Annotated in this window: 13 protein-coding genes; 5 read left to right on the top strand and 8 right to left on the bottom strand. The window is 65.4% G+C overall.

Going from position 1 to position 16,179, the window contains the following annotated elements; genetic code table 11:
* Nucleotides 1–2,001, bottom strand: coding sequence for a cytochrome o ubiquinol oxidase subunit I (gene cyoB / locus C8J47_RS10720; RefSeq protein WP_121885646.1), 2,001 nt, complete (start codon nucleotides 1,999–2,001; stop codon nucleotides 1–3).
* 9 nt (nucleotides 2,002–2,010) lie between these two features.
* On the bottom strand, nucleotides 2,011–3,228 hold the full coding sequence (locus C8J47_RS10725; protein WP_121885647.1) for a ubiquinol oxidase subunit II: 1,218 nt from the start codon (nucleotides 3,226–3,228) through the stop codon (nucleotides 2,011–2,013).
* 213 nt (nucleotides 3,229–3,441) lie between these two features.
* Between C8J47_RS10725 and C8J47_RS10730 the strand changes: the two genes are divergently transcribed.
* Nucleotides 3,442–4,773, top strand: coding sequence for an MFS transporter (locus tag C8J47_RS10730; protein WP_121885648.1), 1,332 nt, complete (start codon nucleotides 3,442–3,444; stop codon nucleotides 4,771–4,773).
* Between the two features lie 297 nt (nucleotides 4,774–5,070).
* On the opposite strand, the gene C8J47_RS10735 is transcribed toward C8J47_RS10730, so the two are convergent.
* The 4 genes from C8J47_RS10735 to C8J47_RS10750 form a co-directional block, all read right to left on the bottom strand.
* The gene (locus tag C8J47_RS10735) at nucleotides 5,071–6,267 is read right to left on the bottom strand and encodes an MFS transporter (protein ID WP_121885649.1); all 1,197 of its coding nucleotides are present in this window, start codon (nucleotides 6,265–6,267) and stop codon (nucleotides 5,071–5,073) included.
* A gap of 98 nt (nucleotides 6,268–6,365) precedes the next feature.
* Complete coding sequence (locus C8J47_RS10740; RefSeq protein WP_121885650.1) at nucleotides 6,366–8,525, bottom strand: histidine kinase dimerization/phosphoacceptor domain -containing protein; 2,160 nt, start codon at nucleotides 8,523–8,525, stop codon at nucleotides 6,366–6,368.
* Nucleotides 8,526–8,612: 87 nt separating this feature from the next.
* A complete protein-coding gene (locus C8J47_RS10745) occupies nucleotides 8,613–9,578 on the bottom strand; it encodes a bile acid:sodium symporter family protein (protein ID WP_404969277.1) in 966 nt (321 codons plus the stop codon).
* Nucleotides 9,578–10,588 carry an adenosine deaminase gene (locus tag C8J47_RS10750; RefSeq protein WP_121885862.1) on the bottom strand — a complete coding sequence of 337 codons (1,011 nt, stop codon included), beginning with the start codon at nucleotides 10,586–10,588 and terminating at the stop codon, nucleotides 9,578–9,580. Before C8J47_RS10750 ends, C8J47_RS10745 begins: the two co-directional genes overlap by 1 nt.
* Nucleotides 10,589–10,721: 133 nt before the next feature.
* On the opposite strand from C8J47_RS10750, the gene C8J47_RS10755 reads away from it, so the two are divergent.
* On the top strand, nucleotides 10,722–11,657 hold the full coding sequence (locus tag C8J47_RS10755) for a DUF808 domain-containing protein (protein WP_121885652.1): 936 nt from the start codon (nucleotides 10,722–10,724) through the stop codon (nucleotides 11,655–11,657).
* A gap of 263 nt (nucleotides 11,658–11,920) precedes the next feature.
* Here C8J47_RS10755 and C8J47_RS10760 read toward each other — a convergent pair whose 3' ends face one another.
* Nucleotides 11,921–13,954 (bottom strand): S9 family peptidase, encoded by a 2,034-nt coding sequence (locus C8J47_RS10760; RefSeq protein WP_121885863.1) that lies wholly within the window; start codon nucleotides 13,952–13,954, stop codon nucleotides 11,921–11,923.
* A 275-nt stretch (nucleotides 13,955–14,229) separates the two neighbouring features.
* Here C8J47_RS10760 and C8J47_RS10765 point away from each other — a divergent pair, with 275 nt between their 5' ends.
* From C8J47_RS10765 to C8J47_RS10775, 3 genes are read left to right on the top strand one after another with little or no spacing between them, the layout of a single operon-like run.
* Nucleotides 14,230–14,736 (top strand): DNA-deoxyinosine glycosylase, encoded by a 507-nt coding sequence (locus C8J47_RS10765; RefSeq protein ID WP_121885653.1) that lies wholly within the window; start codon nucleotides 14,230–14,232, stop codon nucleotides 14,734–14,736.
* Between the two features lie 18 nt (nucleotides 14,737–14,754).
* The gene (locus tag C8J47_RS10770) at nucleotides 14,755–15,255 is read left to right on the top strand and encodes a DUF1993 family protein (protein WP_121885654.1); all 501 of its coding nucleotides are present in this window, start codon (nucleotides 14,755–14,757) and stop codon (nucleotides 15,253–15,255) included.
* A 42-nt stretch (nucleotides 15,256–15,297) separates the two neighbouring features.
* On the top strand, nucleotides 15,298–15,906 hold the full coding sequence (locus C8J47_RS10775) for a DedA family protein (protein WP_121885655.1): 609 nt from the start codon (nucleotides 15,298–15,300) through the stop codon (nucleotides 15,904–15,906).
* On the opposite strand, the gene C8J47_RS10780 is transcribed toward C8J47_RS10775, so the two are convergent.
* Nucleotides 15,884–16,156, bottom strand: coding sequence for a DUF1488 family protein (locus tag C8J47_RS10780; RefSeq protein WP_121885656.1), 273 nt, complete (start codon nucleotides 16,154–16,156; stop codon nucleotides 15,884–15,886). The two genes, C8J47_RS10775 and C8J47_RS10780, sit on opposite strands and share 23 nt — an antisense overlap.
* Nucleotides 16,157–16,179: the final 23 nt, after the last annotated feature.

Below are 16,179 nucleotides of genomic sequence, written 5' to 3' on the forward strand. Positions count from 1 at the left end.
TCAGGCTCCCTGGGTCGCGAGCTGGCGGGTGCGCGCGTTCTCGGTGGCGATCACATCCTCGACCGGGATGTGGAAGTCGCGCTTGTAGTTGAACGTGTGGAAAATCGTGGTGCCGAAGATGCCGGCGAGTGCCAGCCCTGCGAGCCACCAGATATACCAGATCATCGCGAACCCGAACGCCACGCTGAGACCGGCCAGCACGACGCCCGTGCCGGTGCCGCTTGGCATGTGGATCGACTTGAAGCCGGTCACAGGCCGCTCGTGCTTGCGATCCTTCATGTCATACCAGGCGTCCAGATCGTGGACGATCGGCGTGAACGCGAAGTTGTACTCCGGCGGCGGCGACGAGGTCGCCCACTCCAGCGTACGGCCACCCCAGGGATCGCCGCTGTGATCGGCCAGCGCCTCGCGGTTGCGGATGCTGACGAAGATCTGGAGCAGGAACGCACCGATGCCGGCGGCGATCAGGGCTGCACCGAAGGCGGCGATGACGAACCAGATCTGCAGGTTCGGATCGTCGAAATAGCGCATCCGGCGGGTCACGCCCATCAGGCCGAGCACGTAGAGCGGCATGAACGCGAAGTAGAAGCCGACCACCCAGCACCAGAACGATACCGTGCCCCACTTCTTGTCCAGCTTGAAGCCGAACGCCTTCGGGAACCAGTAGTTGATGCCGGCGAACATGCCGAACAGCGTGCCGCCGATGATCACGTTATGGAAATGCGCGACCAGGAACAGCGAGTTGTGCAACACGAAGTCGGCGGGTGGCACGGCGAGAAGCACGCCGGTCATGCCGCCGATCGTGAACGTCACCATGAAGGCGATCGTCCACATCATCGGCAGTTCGAACCGGATCCGGCCCTTGTACATCGTGAACAGCCAGTTGAAGATCTTGGCCCCGGTCGGGATCGAGATGATCATCGTGGTGATGCCGAAGAACGAGTTCACGCTCGCGCCGGAGCCCATCGTGAAGAAGTGATGCAGCCAGACGAGATAGGCGAGGATCGTGATGACGAGCGTCGCATAGACCATCGAACTGTAGCCGAAGAGGCGCTTGCCCGAGAAGGTCGAGGTGACTTCCGAGAAAATGCCGAACGCCGGCAGGACCAGGATGTAGACCTCGGGGTGACCCCAGATCCAGATCAGGTTGACGTACATCATCGGGTTGCCGCCCGAGTCGTTCGTGAAGAACGCGGTGCCGATGTAGCGGTCGAGCGACAGCATCGCGAGAACCGCGGTCAGGACCGGGAAGGCGGCGACGATCAGGATGTTGGTGCAGAGCGACGTCCAGGTGAAGATCGGCATCTTCATCATGGTCATGCCGGGCGCGCGCATCTTGACGATGGTCGCGACCAGATTGACGCCGGACAACAGCGTCCCGATGCCCGCGATCTGCAACGCCCAGATATAGTAATCGACACCGACGTCGGGCGAATACGCCAGTCCCGAGAGGGGCGGCATTGCGAGCCAACCGGTCCGTGCGAACTCACCGATGAACAGCGACATCATGACGATCACGGCACCGGCCGTGGTCATCCAGAAGCTGAAATTGTTGAGGAACGGGAACGATACGTCGCGCGCACCGATCTGGAGCGGGACGACATAGTTCATCAGTCCCGTGACCATCGGCATCGCCACGAAGAAGATCATGATCACGCCGTGCGCGGTGAAGACCTGATCGTAGTGATGCGCGGTCAGGTATCCTTCGGACCCGTTGAACGCCATCGCCTGCTGCGCACGCATCATGATCGCGTCGGAGAACCCGCGCAGCAGCATGACGATCGCGAGGATCATGTACATGATCCCGATCTTCTTGTGATCCACGCTCGTGAACCACTCGTTCCAGAGATAGCCCCAGACCTTGAAATAGGTCAGCGCGGCGACGAGCCCGAGCCCGCCGATCGCCACCATCGCGAAGGTGGCGACGACGATCGGTTCGTGCAGCGGCAGCGACTCCAGAGTCAGGCGGCCGAAGATAGTCTTCAACAGTGTGTCGTTCATGATGGTTCTCTAGCCGTTCGCGACGGGGCGCGTGCCCGGCATGGTGGAGGGGGTCAGCATCGTGTGATTGCGGTTGGACTGCGAGCCGGGCGCGCTGTTGGCGCCGTCCTGTTTTATGTCGGCCGGCGCGGTCCAGTGGTTGCCGCTTCCCTTTTCGTTCGCGTCCTTCATCAACGCACCTTCGGGATGACCGGTGTCCTGCGGGCCCTTGCCGCCATTGACTCCGGGCATCGCCATGCCGGCGTGCGAGTCCCCCCCGCCTTTGCCGCCGTGCATCATCTGCGACATGCAGACCTTGCCGGGCTGGACGCACTGCTCGACGACCAGCTTGAACATGTTCGCCTCGACCGCATTGTAATAGCGGACCGGGACCTTCTCGCTCGGCTTCTCCAGCTGGAGATAGCTGGCGCGGTTCAGACCGCCCCCACGCTGCTTGACCTGGTTGACCCAGGCCTGGAAACCCGCGTCGCTGACGCCGTGGAAGCGGAAGCGCATCCCCGAGAAGCCCGCGCCGCTATAATTGGACGAGAAGCCCTCGTAGTTACCGGGCTTGTTGATCACCGCGTTCAGCGTCGTCTGCATGCCGGGCATCGTGTAGATCATGCCGGCAAGCGCAGGGATGTAGAACGCGTTCATCACCGACGACGAGGTCATCTGGAAACGAATCGGACGATCGACCGGCGCGGCCAGTTCGTTGACCGTGGCGATGCCGTATTCCGGATAGATGAAGAGCCACTTCCAATCGAGCGCGACGACCTGCACCTCGAGCGGCTTGCCGACGCCGTTCGCTAGCTGCTGCTTGTCGACCAGATTGCCGACCGGCACGTTGTTCGCGAGCGTCGGCGCATCGGGCTTGATCCGGCCAAGCGGACGATACGGATCGAGCAGATGCGTGCTGGTCCAGGTCAGCGCGCCGAGCGCGATGATGATCAGCAGCGGGATGCCCCAGATCAACAGCTCGAGCCCGACCGAGTGATCCCAGTTGGGCTCGTACTTGGCTTCGGTGTTCGCCTGGCGGTAGCGGAACGCAAACAACAGCGTCAAAATGATCACCGGCACGATGATCAGCAGCATCAGCCCGGTCGCGATCAGCACGAGATCACGCTGTTGCACTGCGATATCGCCCGAGGGCGACATCACGACCCAGTTGCAGCCGCTGGTGAGCAGCGCAAGCGGCAGCACGGCCAGCCATTTTTTCGCGCGGGAAACGGTTTTCTCAACGATCATGCGGACCCCCTACGCCTCGCTTTCGCCGCGCTACAGTGGACAATTTGTCCAATGGGCGCTGCACTGCAACATCGGCATGGCTTTATCGTTACCAAGATTAGCATAGATCACCCCTGCCCGCATTGGGCGCGGAGGACTGGGACGGAATATATCTGCCCGTATCCGCCGGAACAGCGTATCATCGGGTTCGCGCCCTGAAGAGCGAGTTGAAGAATGAGTGCAAACACGATCCCCGAGACGAGCTTCGAAGCTGATGCTCGCAGTATCCACAGCGACGGCGAGCACGTCACGCCCGGCGTGATCGCGATCGGCGTGGTGATCGGCCGCACCTCGGAATTCTTCGACTTCTTCGTGTACGCGATCGCCTCGGTGCTCGTGTTCCCGACCCTGGTCTTTCCGTATGTCGACCGGTTGCAGGGCACGCTGTATTCGTTCGCCGTGTTCGCGCTGGCGTTCATCGCCCGCCCGATCGGCTCGATCATCTTCATCGCAGTCGACCGCGCTTACGGCCGTAGCGTCAAGCTGACGATCTCCCTGTTCCTGCTCGGCACCTCGACCGTCGCGATGGGGTTCATCCCGAGCTATGATTCGGTCGGCAACTGGTCGGTCGCGATCCTCGCGCTGCTCCGTATCGGCCAGGGCATCGCGCTTGGCGGCGCATGGGACGGTCTCGCTTCGCTACTGTCGCTGAACTCGCCGGAAAAGCATCGCGGCTGGTACGCGATGCTGCCGCAGCTCGGCGCGCCGATCGGCCTGTTGGTCGCGAGCGGCCTGTTCGCGTTCTTCGTGGCCGCGCTGCCGACCGAGGATTTCTTCGCCTGGGGCTGGCGCTATCCGTTCTTCGTGGCGTTCGCGATCAACGTCGTCGCGCTGTTCGCGCGCCTTCGCTTGGTGGTGACGCCAGAGTTCGAAGAAATGTACGCCAAGCGCGAGCTGGAGCCTGCGCCGGTCATCGAGACCGTACAGTCGCAGTGGAAGGCGATCTGGCTCGGCTCGTTCGTGCCGCTCGCCAGCTTCGCGCTGTTCCACATGGTGACGGTGTTCCCGCTGTCGTGGGTCGTGCTGTTCACGCGCGAGGCGCCGGCGCGCTTCCTGGTGGTCGAGGTGATCGGCGCGGTGATCGGGATCGGCGCGATGCTGGTATCCGGGCTGCTCGCGGACCGGTTCGGGCGTCGCACGATGCTGGGAACGATCGCGGTGCTGATCGCGCTGTTCGCGATCGCCGCACCGTCGCTGCTCGATGGCGGCGACGTCGGCGAGCGGCTGTTCATGGGCATCGGCTTCCTGCTGTTCGGCCTGTCGTTCGGCCAGTCCTCGGGCGCGATCGCCTCGAGCCTGTCGCCGCAGCATCGTTATACCGGCTCGGCGCTGACGACCGATCTGGCGTGGCTGTTCGGTGCCGGGTTCGCTCCGCTGGCAGCGCTTCTGCTGACGAGCAAGCTGGGGCTCGCGGCTAGCGGCGCGTACCTGTTCTCGGGTGCGGTGTTCACGCTGATCGCACTGGGGCTGAACAAGCAGCTCGCCAAGCGCGACATCGCGCGGTGATCGTGAGGGCCTGGCGGACTTACCGCTCAGCCCCTCTCCGCCCCCACGAACATCACACGAACTGAAGAGCACCACCCCGGCGAAGGCCGGGCCCAATTGTAACGGAGCGCTGCCGCTAGTTAGCACCGTCCCTCAATTGGGCCCCGGCCTTCGCCGGGGTGGTAGTGGTTGGGATAACCCGGGCGCCCCACATGAAGCGTTCCCCCGCGAAGGCGGGGGTCCAGAAGTCACCAGCGCCACCGCCTGTAACCCTGGACTCCCGCCTTCGCGGGAGAACAGTACTCGGCGGAACATCATTCAAACCCGCCGGCGATCCAGTCCCCAGGACACCGCCCAGATCACAAACCCGCCAAGCGCGAGCGCGGTCCCGACCCAGCCGGTCGACGGCAGCCCATACCCGCCAGCAATCGCCAGCCCGCCTAGCCAGGGCCCAAGCGCGTTGGCGGTATTGAACGCAGAATGATTGAGCGCCGCAGCCAAGGTCTGCGCCTCCTCCGCAACATCCATCAGCCGCGTCTGCAGAATCGTCGACAGCCCGCCACCGCACCCGATCAACACCACCACCGGCAGCATCGCCCAAAGATGCGGCGTCGCCGGTGCGTAGAGCGCGAGCGCCCCTGCCCCGAACAACAACGTGATCCCCGCCGCCGGCATCAGCGCCACGTCCGCCGCCTTCGCACACACCAGCGTGCCGATCGTCATCCCGACCCCGAACAGCGCAAACGCAACGGGCGTGAATGCGGATGACACGCCGGTCACCTCGGTCAGCGTCGAGGCGAGATAGGTGTAGACGCAGAAGATCCCGCCGAACCCGACCGCGCCGATCGCCAGGGTCAGCCACACCTGTCCGTTGCGCAGCGCGGCCAATTCGCCGAGCGGGCTCGCATCCTTCGCAGGCCGGAGGACCGGCGCGAACTTCAGCAGCATCGCGACCGTCGCCGCCGCGATGATCGCGACGATCCCGAAGCCCCAGCACCAGCCGAACCACTGCCCGATGCCATTGGCAAGCGGCACGCCTGCGATCGTCGCGATCGTTAGCCCGAGCATCATCCGCGACACCGCGCGCGATCGCTTCTCGCGCGGCACCATCGACGCCGCGACGAGCGATCCGACCCCGAAATACGCGCCATGCGGCAGTCCGCTCAGGAACCGGGCCAACAGCATCGTGTGATAGGTCGGCGCCAGCGCAGACAGGCCGTTGGCGATGCCGAGGAAGGTCATCAACCCGATCAGCAGCACCCGCCGCTCGATCTTCGCCGCCAGCACCGCGATCGTCGGCGCACCGACCACCACGCCGAGCGCATAAGCGCTGATGACGTGCCCCGCGGTCGGCTCGTCGATCCCGAGCCCGCGGGCGAACTGCGGCAACAGGCTCATCGCCGCGAACTCGGTGGTCCCGATCGCGAACCCGCCTACCGCGAGCGCAAGCAGTGCGAGCCGCGCGTTGACCTGAGGAGCGGCGGAGTCGGCAACGGTTTGGTCGGTATCGATCATCCGGCTTATTTCGCAGGTGCAGCATAACGCTTCAACCCGCGGGTGCCCGAGCAAATATCAGCCGTGCCCAAGCGTGCGTTCGCCGCCAACCCGCCCGATCAGACGGTATCGACGATCGGCGCGGTCATGATCACGCGCAGCCCGGGCATGTTGTCGTCATGCTCGATCGTCCCGGACAGCCCGGCGACGATCGCGTTCATCATCCGGCTGCCGAAGCCCTCGCGAGTCCCGACCTTGCCCGATCCATCGTCGGCGACGATCAGGCGGAGGCGGTTGCGATGCTGTTCGAGCGCGATCAGGATCGGCCCGGGCTGCCCGCCATAGGCATATTTGCTGGCGTTGATGACGAGTTCGGTGAGGACCAGCCCGATATTCACCGCCCGGTCGGTCGGCACCAGGATCGGTGCGAGATCGAGCCGGATCTGCGCCGCCCAGTCCGCGCCGAGCGAAGTCTTCATGTCGCCCGCCAGCTCCTCCAGATAGCGCGAGAGATCGACCGACTCGACCTGATCGTCGCGGTAGAGCCGGCGATGCACCAGCGCGACCGCGGAAAGCCGCGCCTGCGCCTCGGCGAGATGCTCCTTTACCTTGGCATCGTCGGACGCCTTCGCCTGCAGCGCGAGGAACGCGGCGACCAGTTGAAGGCTGTTCTGGACGCGGTGGTTGACCTCCTTCATCAGGACGTCCTTCTGCGCGATCAGCACGTCCTTGTCGGCGAGCGTACGCTGGAGATCGGCGTTGAGCAGGCGGAGCCGCTGGTTGATGTGCGCGTCGTGGAACGCGCGACGCAGGCGGTGCGCGGCCTCGATCTCCTCCAGCGTCCAGCGGCGCGACCGGCCCGACACGACCTGAGTCCAGGACTGGAACGAGGTGCGCGGGGTCAGCACGGCTGTCGGATCGAGCGACACCGCCTTGTGCGGATTGCCCGCCCATTCGACCTCCTCGGCCTGTTCGGCGCGGAACCAGAACAGCATCGCACCATCGTCGATCAACGGCATCGCCAGCACCCCACTGGCGCAGGCGCGATAGGCGTCCGCACGCGGCAGCAGCGAGGGGAGCTCGTGCGTCGCCAGCGGTTCGATCCCGCTGCGCGCGCAGACCCAGGCGACGAGATCGCGGATTTCGTCATGCGCGGGGCAGACGCCGTCGGTGTCGACGATCGTCCCCTGCACGAACGCGAACCCATCGGCGTCGAGCATCCGCCGCAGGTCGTCGCGCAACGTGACGACGATACTGCGCGGCGCCGGTTCGGTCGCGAGCTTGGCGACCACCGCGTCCTCGGCGCCGCGCAGCCGCAGCCGCTCGCGGTATACCTCGGCCTCTTCCTTCGCGCGGATCTGGCGTGCGAGCCCGCTGGCCAGCGTCGCCGATGCGGCGCGGACGTCGGGGCTCAGGCCGCGCGGCGTGGCGTTGTGGCAGGCGATCAGGCCCCAGAGCAGCCCGTCCTTGACGATCGAGATCGACGCCGACGCCGCAACCTCCATGTTGGCGAGATAGCGCAGGTGGATCGGCGACACGCTGCGTACCGTCACGTCGCTCAGATCGAGCGTATCGAATCCGGCGGGACGCAGCACGGCGGGCGCATAGTCGATCGTCGGGATCGTCCGCGTCCGGTTACGGACGTATAGCGCGCGCGCCTGTTTCGGAATGTCCGACGCGGGGAAATGATGGTTGAGGAAGGTGCCGAGGCCGACGGCCTTGTCCTCCGCCACGACGCGGCCGGCGTCGTCGTCGAGGAAGCGATAGATCATCACCCGGTCGAACCCGGTGAGCTGGCGGAACGCGATCGCGGCGCGGTCGCACAGCGTGCTCAGATCGGTCGCGCGCTCGAACATCGTGATCATCGGGTTGAGCCGACCGAGCATCTGCGTCGCGGTCATCGGCGCGGCCTCGACCGGCTCGAGTTCGGCCAGCAGATAGTCGCCACTGCGGTGGATCGTCACCTCGAAGCGTTCGGTCGATCCCATCACCGGATCGCCGACCATCCCCCCCGGCCCCACGTCGTCCGCCGGCACGGCCTGCGCCAACACCTGCGCAAGATCGGCACCGAGCCACTCTGCCACCAGCCGCCCTTCGATATCGCCCGCCCCCGCGACGATCGTCAGCGAGGTCGGATCGGCGACCAGCAACAGGCCGTGCGGCTGGATCGACCCCGGAATGTGGATCGGCTCGCGGTCGCACGCGGTCAGGTCCAGCCCGCTGTCCTGGGTCTGCGCCTGATCGAGCGCAGTAGCGTCTACATCGTTCTGCGCAGTCATCGGCCAAGGCCCCCTAGTCAGCAAAACCGCTGTGGCGGTCATTGCGGAACAAAGCAAATACCCTCGCAATGGGCCTATTGATCAGGATCAGGACGGCGGCGCGGACTCGGCATAGCGCCGCGCGATCACCGCGCAGGCGATCAGCTGCAACTGGTGGAACAGCATGACCGGCAGCAGGATCACGCCGACCTGCGCGGGCGGGAACAACACGCCCGCCATCGGCACGCCCGACGCGAGGCTCTTCTTCGAGCCGCAGAATTGCAGCACGATCGCATCCTCGCGGGGCAGCTTCATCACGCGCGCCACCGCGAAGGTAAGCGCAAGGACGAAGGCGAGCAGCGCGGCGCACAGCAGTCCGATCAGGATCAGGTCGCCGATCGACAATTTGGTCCAGAGGCCTTCCACCACCGCGGCACCGAACGCGCTGTAGACGACCAGCAGGATCGACCCGCGATCGACCACCGTCAGCAGGCCCTTGTTGCGCGTCACCCACGCACCGATCCAGGGCCGCAAGAGATGTCCTGCGACGAACGGCACCAGCAGTTGCAACACGATCGCCTCGATACTCTCGATCGAGATTCCGCCGCTGCCCGAAGTGTTCATCAGCAGCGCGACCAGCGCCGGCGTCACGAGGATGCCGAGCAGGTTCGAGAACGACGCGCTGCACACAGCCGCCGCGACATTGCCGCGCGCAATCGCGGTGAAGGCGATCGACGACTGCACGGTCGAGGGGAGCAAGGTCAGGAACAACACCCCGGCGGCAAGCGGCCCGGTCACGAACGGCAACGCGGTCAGCCCGAGTCCGAACAGCGGGAACGCGACGAAGGTGATGGCGAGCACCGCCAGATGCAGCTTCCAGTTGCGCAGGCCCGCCCAGATCGCATCGCGCGACAGCTTCGCGCCGTGCAGGAAGAACAGCAGGACGATGCCGATATCGGCGGCGTAACCGACGATCGTCGCCATCTCGCCGCGGGCCGGCAGCAGGCTCGCCAGCACGACGGTGCCGAGCAGCATCAGGATGAACGGCTCGAAGACCGCCAGGAACCGCCCGATCACGGATGCGCCTTCACATAGGCGTCGAGCGTCGCGAGGTGGCCGCTGAGCGCCTCGTCGTCGAGGAAACTGCCGAGGAAGCTGTTGCGCGCGAGCGTCACGACCTGCTCGCGAGACAAGGTCTTCGCGCGCGCCGTCTGGCGGAAATTCTCGCCGATATAGCCACCGAAATACGCCGGATCGTCCGAATGGATCGTCGCGCGCAGGCCGAGATCGAGCATCCGGTCGATCGGATGGTTCTCCAGCTTGTCGACGTTGCGCAAGGCTACGTTCGACAGCGGACACACGGTCAGCGTCATCGCATCGCGCGCCAATCGGGCGACGAGTGCCGGGTCCTCCAGCGCGCGGTTGCCGTGGTCGATCCGGTCGACTTGCAGGATATCGAGCGCCTCGTGGATGTATGCGGGCGGACCCTCCTCGCCGGCGTGCGCGCACAGCATCAGCCCGGCATCCGCCGACGCCGCAAACACGCGCGCGAACTTCGAGGGCGGATGGCCGACCTCCGACGAATCGAGCCCGACGCCGATGAACTGGTCGAGCCACGGCTCGGCCTGCGCGAACGTCTTGAACGCGTCCTCCTCGTCAAGATGCCGCAGGAAGCTCATGATCAGCCCGACCGACATGCCGTGCTTCGCCTGCGCTTCGTCGATCCCCGCGAACAGACCGCGCGCGACGACGTCGAACGGGATGCCGCGATGCGTATGCGTCTGCGGGTCGAAGAAGATCTCGGCGTGGACGACACCGTCCTGCGCGACGCGGTCGAAATAGGCGACTGCCAGATCGCGGAAATCCTCCTCGGTCTGGAGCACTGCTGCGCCCGCGTAATAGATGTCGAGGAAGGTCTGGAGATTGGTGAAGCTGTACGCCGCGCGGATGTCCTCGACGCTCTTGAACGGGATCGCGACCTTGTTGCGCTCGGCCAGCGCGAACATGAGTTCCGGCTCCAGGCTCCCCTCGATATGGAGGTGCAGTTCCGCCTTGGGCAGGTTCGTGATGAAGTCGTCGTTCATGATCGGTCCTGTCGCTTGGGTCGCGGTGGCTGCAACCATTCCGCCCGCCACGCACTACCGCAAGCGTGAAAGCCGTTGCATGACAATCCTGTCACGTTACCGAGCGCCGATACTTACGCGAAGGACACCATCGATGCCGACAGGATTGGTCGCACTGCTCGACGACATTGCCGGGATCACGAAGCTCGCCGCCGCCAGCCTCGACGATATCGCCGCGACCACCGGCAAGGCGGGCAGCAAGGCGATCGGCGTGGTGGTCGACGATGCCGCCGTGACGCCGCGCTACATGGTCGGGTTCGAGCCCAAGCGCGAACTGCCGATGATCGGCAAGATCGCGCTGGGGTCGTTCCGCAACAAGCTGGTCTTCATCCTGCCCGCCGCGCTGGCGTTGAGTGCGTTCGCGCCGTGGTTGCTGACGCCGTTGCTGATGATCGGCGGCACCTATCTATGCTTCGAAGGCGCGGAGAAGATCCTCGAGGCGTTCGGCGGCGGTCATGCCGAAGAGGTCGTCGCCGAGCCGGTCGATGCCGCGACGCTAGAGGCACAGAAGGTCTCGGGCGCGATCCGCACCGACTTCATCCTGTCCGCCGAGATCATGGTAATCGCGCTGTCGGATGTCGCGACCAAGCCGATCTGGGAGCAGGCGATCGTGCTCGCGCTGGTCGGGATCGTCATCACCATCGGCGTCTACGGCGTGGTCGCGCTGATCGTGAAGATGGACGATATCGGGCTGCATCTGGCGCAGCGTAGCAGCACGGTCGTGCAGGCGATCGGGCGTGGGCTGGTGAAGGGCATGCCCCTTGTCATGTCGGCACTGTCGGTGATCGGCACCGCGGCGATGGTCTGGGTCGGTGGGCAGATCATCGTTCACGGGATCGAAGAGTTCGGGTTTACCACGCTGCCGCACTGGATCCATGACACTGCGGAAGCCGCCTCGCATGCGGTGCCGTTCGCCAAGGGCGCGGTGAATTGGGTGATGAATGCGTTCTTCTCGGGGATCGTCGGTCTGATCCTTGGCGGCGCGATCGCGCTGGGGCTCCATGCGGTGAAGAAGCCGAAGGCACACTGACCAACAGGCGTTCCCCGCCCTTCCTTGTTCTCCCGCGAAGGCGGGAGCCCAGTCTGGGTCCCCGCCTTCGCGGGGAAACACGGTAAGCCAGAGAAAACCTTCACCTCGCGCAACCACCCCGGCGAAGGCCGGGGCCCAATTGGGGAACAGAAGTAACGGCGGATAGCCCCTCGTTACTGCGACCTCTCCAATTGGGCCCCGGCCTTCGCCGGGGTGGTGCTCATCCGCCGGGGTGGCGGTATCGGGAGGGAAAGAGGCAGCCCCTACTTAGCCGTCCACTTCCCCATCCAGCCCAGCACTTCCCCATACCATTGCCGCGAGTTCTTCGGTTTCAGCACCCAGTGGTTCTCACCCGGGTTCACCAGCAACCGCGACGGAATCCCGCGCCGCTGCAACGCGGTGAACGTCGCCAGCCCCTGCGTGTACGGAATGCGGAAGTCCTTCTCGCCGGTGATCACCAGCATCGGCGTCTTCCACTTGGCCACGTAATTGACCGGGTTCCATTTCTCGAACGCCTGCGGGTCCTCGTAATAGGCCTTCCCGCCATGCTCCCATTCGTCGAACCAGAGTTCTTCGGTCTCGTATGCCATCGCGCGCGCATCGAACACGCCGTCATGCTGGACGATGCACTTGAAGCGATCGGGCCACTGCCCCTCGATCCAGTTCATCATGTAGCCGCCATACGACGCACCGAGCGCACACGCATTGTCGGCATCGAGCCACGCGAACTTGTCGGTCGCGGCAGCCAGCCCCTTCTTCAAATCCTCGAGCGGCCAGCCGCCCCAGTTGTTGCTGATCGCGTCGGTGAAGCCCTGTCCGTAGCCGGTCGACCCATGAAAATCGACCGCGACCAGGCCGTAGCCCGCGCCCGCGAACACCGCGGGATTCCAGCGATACGACCAGCTGTTGTTGCTCGATCCCTGCGGGCCGCCGTGGACCATGTAGGCAACCGGGACCTTCCCCGTGGAGCCGTACGGCTTCACCGCATAGCCCCAGACGGTGTCCGCGTTCGCGCCCTTGAAGTTGAACCGCGTGACCGTCGGCATATCAATCCCGGCGAGCCTCGTCGCGTTGACCTGCGTCAGGCGCTGCGGCGCAGCGGTGCCCGCGACGCGGTAGAAATCGGCGGGTGCGGTGAGGCTGTCGATCGCCACCACAGGCCCCCGCGGCGTGATCGCGACCGCGCTGACGTGACCTTCCTGCGTCAGCCGCGTGACCGCGCCGCTGGTCGCATCGACACGGAATAGTGGCGTCTCCTGCGTGTCGTCCGCCGTCACGTAGAGCGACTTCGAGTCCGGCGCCCACGCGATCGAGCCAACCGACCGGTCCCAGCGCTCGGTCAGCGACACCGTCTTGCCGCTGGCGATGTCGCGTAGCGTCAGTACCTGGCGATCCGCCTCGAACCCCGGCCGGCGCATCGCGAAGTATGCAAGCGTGCGGCCATCGGGCGACACGGTCGGGAGGTTGTCGGTCGCCGTGTTCGTCGCGGTCAGGTTGACCGGTGCCGCCGAGCCGTCCGCGGGCACCGAGAAGATGTCGAGATTGGTCGACAGCGCCTCGATCCGGCCGGCTTCGCGCAGCGCAAAATAGACAGTGCGGCCGTCCGGGCTCCACGACACTTCCTCGCCGCCGCCGAACGGCTTCGATGGCGCATCGCCGACCAGCGCGCCTACCAGTGGAACGCCGTTTCCGGTCGCACCTGCGGCGGTCAGCGGCAACACGAACAGCTGCGAGCGCGTGCCGTCCGCCCACGTATCCCAATGCCGCACGAACAGCTGGTCGTACGTCCGCCCGGCGCCCGCGTTAGGATCCTTCTTCACCATCGCTGGCTCGAGGCTCGGCGCGCCGGGCTTGCGATCCGCCCAGACGAGCAGCCTGTCGCCCGTCGGCGCGACCTTGAACCCGCTGAACCCACCCTTGAAGCTGGTGATGCGCCGCGACGTGCCGCCAGTGACGGGCACCGACCAGACCGCATCTTCGCCGCCCTTGTCGGACGTGAAATACACGGTGTTGCCGACGATCTGCGGGTTGTTTTCGTTGACCTGCGGATCGGCCAGCAGCTTCACCGGATTCGCGCCCGGCTTGCTCAAGTCGAGCCGCCAGAGATCGTAGCGTCCCTTGTCCGCCGCGAGATCGGTCTCGCGCTGCGCCCAGACGAGCCAATGCCCGTCCTGCGACGCGGTCGGCGCACCGACGCGGCTGAGCATCGTCACGTCGTCGATGGTGAGTTGCCGGGCGGCGGCAGGGGCACTCGCAAAGGCGAGCACGGCGAGGCTGGCGGAGAGCATGATCTTCATGCGCGTGTGATAGGACGCTTGCGGGAGCGCGCGCAATCACCGGGGTTTGGTGGCGGGCGAATCGTCTGTCTTAAGCGTGAGCGGAGGATCCCGTCGCCGATCCAGCGCACCACCCCGGCGAAGGCCGGGGCCCAGTTGGAAAGGTGGCAATAACCGAGCGAAGTGGGCAGTTGGCAACGTCACCCACCTGGACCCCGGCCTTCGCCGGGGTGGTGAACCTTTAGGCTGCGAAGTTCGCCCTCGGCCAATGCATGACGCCAGGGTAAGTCCACCCCATGCCCCTCAAGCACTCTTTCCCCCCGATCGCCGCCCGCGACGCGCGCCTGCTCGTCCTCGGCAGTCTCCCCGGCGACCGCTCGCTCGCCGCGCAGCGTTATTATGCGCATCCGCAGAACCAGTTCTGGCAACTGATGTCGCCCGTCGTCGGTCGCGACCTCGCCGCGCTAGACTATGACGATCGTCTCGCCACCTTGCGCGCGCACCGAGTCGCGCTGTGGGACGTGATCGGATCGGCCCGCCGCGCTGGCAGCACCGATGCGGCGATCGCCGATATCGAGGGCAACGACATCGCCAGCCTCGTCGCCACCCTCCCCGATCTCCGTGCGATCGCGTTCAACGGCGGCACCGCGCTGAAGCAGGGTATGATGCTGTTAGGCCGGGACTTTATCGGCGCGGAGATCGTCGCGCTTCCGTCGAGCAGTCCGCTCCACACAGTCGGCGTCGCGGCCAAGCAACCCGCGTGGAGCGCACTGGCCGCGTTCCTGCTCGACCCGCCTGAATAGCGCGCCTAGCCTGACCGCATGACCAGCCTCTACGACCTCACGGTCCCCGCCTTTCGCCGCGGCTTTGCCAGCCTCTCCACGATCCTGACCGCTGGCGAGAAATACGCCCGCGACCATGGCATTGCCGAGGCGGACATGCTCGACACCCGTCTGGTCGCGGACATGGCGCCGCTGACCGCGCAGGTGCAGCGCGCGAGCGACACCGCCAAGGGCGCTATGGTGCGGATCGGCGGGATCCCCAATCTCGCGATGGCAGATGATGAGGCCAGCTTCGCCGCACTCCAGCAGCGCATCGCCGCGACGCTCGCGTTTCTCGACACCGTTCCCCGCACAGCGATAGACGGCAAGGAGGACGCCCCGGTCACGCTCGTCACGTCGGGTGGCAGCGTCGATTTCACCGGCCGAAGCTACGTGCTCGGCTTCGTGCTGCCCAATTTCTATTTCCACATTACAACGGCCTACGCGCTGTTGCGGATGCGCGGCGTGCCGATCGGCAAGATGGACTATCTGGGCAAGTAACCACGGCTGGTCAAACCCCGTGCGGTCCGGCAAGGCCCTTGGATGTCGATCGAAAGCTTCATTTCGCAGTACGGCCTGGCCGCGATCTTCCTCGGTGCGGCGTTCGAGGGCGAGACCAGCGTCGTCACCGGCGGGCTGCTCGCGCACCAGCATCTGCTGCCGCTGGTCGGCAGCGCGGTGGCGGCGGTGACCGGGTCGTTCTTTGCGGACCAGCTCTTCTTCTTCGCCGGGCGCCATTACCGCGATACCAAGCGGGTCCGCCGGATCGCCGAGAAACCCGCCTTCGCCAAGGCGCTTGACACGCTCGACCGGCATCCGACGGTGTTCATCCTCGGCTTCCGATTCCTGTACGGGCTGCGGACGATCAGCCCGATCGCAATCGGCACGTCGCACATCCCCGCGCGCACCTTCGTCGTTCTGAACGCAATCTCGGCGCTGGTTTGGGGCGTCCTGTTCACCGGAATCGGCTATGTATTCGGTGATGGTCTGATCCAGCTGGTCGACAAGGTCATGCCGAAGCAGAAGCTGGTCGGGGTGGCGATCCTGGTTGCGGTCGCGGCGCTGGTGATCGCCGCGATCCGCTTCTGGCGAGGCCGGCACGCCCGCAAGGCCGCGCCTCAGCCAACCGTCAGTCCAGATCGTTCTCGCTGATCACGACGATCTCCTGGTCGGGATCGCGGGCCAGTGCGACGACGCCGAGATCGGCGATCTCGTCGAGATGCTGCCGGAAGATCGCCACCGCATCACTCTCCGGCGCCACCGTGCTCAAAGCTTCGAGCACATCATACTGCACCGCGAACTGATAGCGTTCTTCGCTGACTTCGCCCTCGAACTCGACCTGACGCAGGTCGCTATTGTCCTTGAGGGTCTTCAAATCGATGTCCAACCGGTCTTCGGCCATGCGTATCACTCCATTGATAGATG

Origin of the sequence: Sphingomonas sp. PP-F2F-G114-C0414 (assembly GCF_003688595.1) — a bacterium.
Lineage (GTDB): Bacteria > Pseudomonadota > Alphaproteobacteria > Sphingomonadales > Sphingomonadaceae > Sphingomonas.